Consider the following 3407-nt stretch of genomic DNA (forward strand, 5'->3'; position numbering starts at 1 on the left):
CAAATAAGTTTTTGGCTCAGTTTGAAGCATTGCTTGCATCCAGTGTGTTAATGCAGGAATAGAAGAGATATTCCCGATAAAAACAAAGAAAGCAATAAAGGTTATGAGTAGTGCGTAATCTACCTTTTTGAATAGCTCTGTTAGACTTTAATGTTGAAATTTGCATAGCTTCTTAGAAATGTGGTAAACTAATACAAACAAACGTTTGAGGTGAATGTTTATGCCAACCATTGATAGCGTTATGGCTGATGTAATGTTTTTAACAGATTACCAAAAAGAGATATTAGCAAATCGTATATTTGAAATGTTGTCATTAAGCCCTGTCACAATAAAAGAGTGTCGTGAGGCTCGTTTTGCTATGGGGCAAAAGTGTCCGCATTGCGAAAGTAACGCTATTTCTAAATTCGGTAAAACTAACTCTAAACAACGTTATAAGTGTAAGTCATGCACCAAAACATTCACTGACTTGACTAAATCAGCTCTATCGAGCTCTAAAATTCCTTTATCAAAATGGTTAGAATATACTAAATTAATGATTTTAGGTGCAAGTATTCGTAAGTGTGCTGAGCATATCGATGTATGCATTAAAACCTCTTTTTATATGCGCCACCGCATCTTAGACGCTATTCGTATGGCTATTGGGATGGGGCATTTGGAAGGGGTTATCGAAATGGATGAAACTTTCTTTGCAGAATCCTTTAAGGGCAATCATGAGAAAAGTGGATTTCAAATGCCACGTCCAGCTCGCAAGCGTGGGAAAGAAGTTAAGAAGCGTGGTATTAGTTCTGAACAAGTGTGTGTACTAACAGGATTAGACCGCTATGGCAATATTTATATGGAATTAATCTGCAAGGGACGCTTTAAGAGTTCAGATTTAAATAGGATCTTAGAAGGTCGTATTGACCAAGATTCAACGCTATGCACAGATAGTCACAAAGGGTATATTCAATTTGCAAAAGAATTTAACTTGGAGCACAAACCAATTAAATCGGGTCGCTATTTAACAGAAGATTTTTACTCTATACAAAGATTGAACTCCTTTCATAGTCGCTTGAAAAATTGGATGAAGAATTTTAATGGAGTTTCAACAAAGTACCTTACCAACTATTTATATTGGTTTAAGTGGCTTGAGTATATTAAAGATGATAAAGAAGTGATAAAAGGAAAACACACCCTTATTCAAGCTGTTTCAAGTCAATTAGAGATTAAGATTGAAGATTATAAAACACGTCAGGCTTTATTCCGCTAAAATTATTTGTAAAATTTTACCTAATAACTTATAATGACGATATTAATAACATTATAGGGGTGATTGAATTTGAAAAAGATAGCCGTATTTGTGGGATTTATCGTCCTTGTCTTAGGATGTTATTTTATTTCCATTTATTCATTCAGTTTAAATGAAAAGGTAGTTGGAAGTATTCAAGTACGTGAAAATGGATTAGAGGGTATTGAACTATCCAAAGAGGAAATCACTTATTTAGTTAGCGAACTAAATAACTTAAACTTCAAGATTTCTAATAAAGACCTTGAGACCACAACAAATGCCAAAGGTTATGAATTTGCTCAAGAAAAGTTTAGTATCTTTGTGCGCGATAAAAAAGGAAAAGAATTAGTAGATATTCGTATCTATGATGAGATAAACATCTCGTGTGTTAAAGGTTATGGTGCTGGGACTTTCAACATAGGCTACCATGCAACAAATGGAGAGTTTGATTTAGAAAAGTTAAGCTCTTTAATTGAATAAAGGGGCGATTGAATTTGAAAATTAAGGTTGTTATCATTTCTTTAATCTCATTTCTCATTATTATGGGGGGAATAATCTTTTTACGTTTTTATACGATTTCTGATGATTTTAGTACATTTACAGGAATAAAAGCTATGACGTCGCTTTTGACAGGAAATGCCGTTGTTGAATTCACTGGAAATGACAATCAGCAATTTATCATGATTAATTCAGGAAGTGATACTGAAACATCATATGAACTGGCAATTTCATACCTTGAATTAAATAAAGGCTATGTCTGTACTTATGTTGATTCGAGTTTTATTGCTTGTCAAATAGATGCTGAAGATAAAGAAAAACTTTGGATATACTCTGAGATGTACACAAAATATTTTGTTGTTTTCAAGTTACCTAAAGAAAAAGAAACTACAAATTAATTTGTAGTCTTTTTTTATATTTTAACAACATTTTTATCTAACACAGCAAAATATAAAGAAAAATCAACAAAAAGAGCCTTCAATGGCTCTTTTACTATTTTTCAGAACAATTATTTTTCTCAATCGATTTTAATGTATCTAAAATTTCTTGCAACATTTTAGCATTCACATAACTTGATTTTGCTGCTTGAATTGTATCTCTTTTTAATTCTAATAAATACTGAATAAATAATGGTACTAATATTCCTGGAACAGATGCTAACATAAATGATATTAGGTATATAAACCCTGTCCAAAAACTAACTTCTGCCCATGTATAAAGGAAGATACCTATCCCTAAAACCATTGCAATGCAACTAATCACTCTAATGCAATCTCCAAAAAATACAATTCCTGAAAAATCCCCTTCAACAAATCGAGAGGATGCTATCCCAAAAAACTCATCAACTTTTTGATTTTGTTTAATTAAAGGAGTTGTTGCATGAGTAGTTACCGCTACTGTTTTATTTCGATTTTCATCAGGTTTTCTACCGCATGTTTGACAAAATTTAGACGCTTTTGGATTTTCGGTTCCACAAGAGCGACAACGCCATAAATTCATATTTTTATCCCCCTATTTTTATTTATTACAACTAACTATTATAAATGAAACATTTGTTAAAGTCATTCTCTACAAGATTCAAGGAGCTATTAGCCTTCAAAACTGACTGACCACAGGGCAAGCCCGGTGGGTTCCTATCATGTGATTTCTCGTACTCGTTACTCATAGTTGAAAACTATTTTCGGGAGATACGCACTCTCTTTAAAAGAAATTTTTAAAGTAGACATCGCCTGTCTTTCACAGAGGATGGAAGGACGACCAAGCAGTCCGTTGACCACAAATGTTGAATCGTCTTCTTCAATTAGACAGAGGCCTAATCAAAAGGATGTTCAGTCAAGCACCCTATATTTATTATATCATATTTTTAAAAAAAGCTGTGTTAGACAATTTTGTTGATAAATAAAAACATTTAATATTAAGCATTTTTGAAAGTAAATTTTTAAAACAATCCTTGATTTAAGCAAAACAACTATCAAAAACAACATTTTTGTCTAACAGAGCCTTTTGAATAGGGAACGGTCTGAAATTAGGACGAATAAAAGAGTCAAAATGAACGTCCATTCTACTTTTATGAGATGAAACACGGACATTAAAATGATGCCAAGTAAAAAAGAATAGGCTAATACCTTTTTAGGTTGTTCGA

General features: G+C 32.6%; 4 protein-coding genes. 3 read left to right on the forward strand and 1 reads right to left on the reverse strand.

The window, feature by feature from the left end:
* Positions 1-220: 220 nt before the first annotated feature.
* The 3 genes from J6D32_RS10435 to J6D32_RS10445 all read left to right on the forward strand — a co-directional run bounded on the left by J6D32_RS10435 (position 221) and on the right by J6D32_RS10445 (position 2163).
* The gene (locus J6D32_RS10435) at positions 221-1249 is read left to right on the forward strand and encodes an IS1595 family transposase (RefSeq protein WP_287467660.1); all 1029 of its coding nucleotides are present in this window, start codon (positions 221-223) and stop codon (positions 1247-1249) included.
* A gap of 69 nt (positions 1250-1318) precedes the next feature.
* The gene (locus J6D32_RS10440) at positions 1319-1747 is read left to right on the forward strand and encodes a hypothetical protein (RefSeq protein WP_287467657.1); all 429 of its coding nucleotides are present in this window, start codon (positions 1319-1321) and stop codon (positions 1745-1747) included.
* 14 nt (positions 1748-1761) lie between these two features.
* Positions 1762-2163, forward strand: a complete 402-nt coding sequence (locus J6D32_RS10445; RefSeq protein WP_287467658.1) for a hypothetical protein — start codon at positions 1762-1764, stop codon at positions 2161-2163.
* A 94-nt stretch (positions 2164-2257) separates the two neighbouring features.
* Here the strand turns inward: J6D32_RS10445 and J6D32_RS10450 are convergent, their stop codons facing one another.
* The gene (locus tag J6D32_RS10450; RefSeq protein WP_287467659.1) at positions 2258-2764 is read right to left on the reverse strand and encodes a zinc ribbon domain-containing protein; all 507 of its coding nucleotides are present in this window, start codon (positions 2762-2764) and stop codon (positions 2258-2260) included.
* Positions 2765-3407: the final 643 nt, after the last annotated feature.

Origin of the sequence: Turicibacter sp. (genome assembly GCF_017941855.1) — a bacterium.
Taxonomy (GTDB): domain Bacteria; phylum Bacillota_I; class Bacilli_A; order MOL361; family Turicibacteraceae; genus Turicibacter; species Turicibacter sanguinis.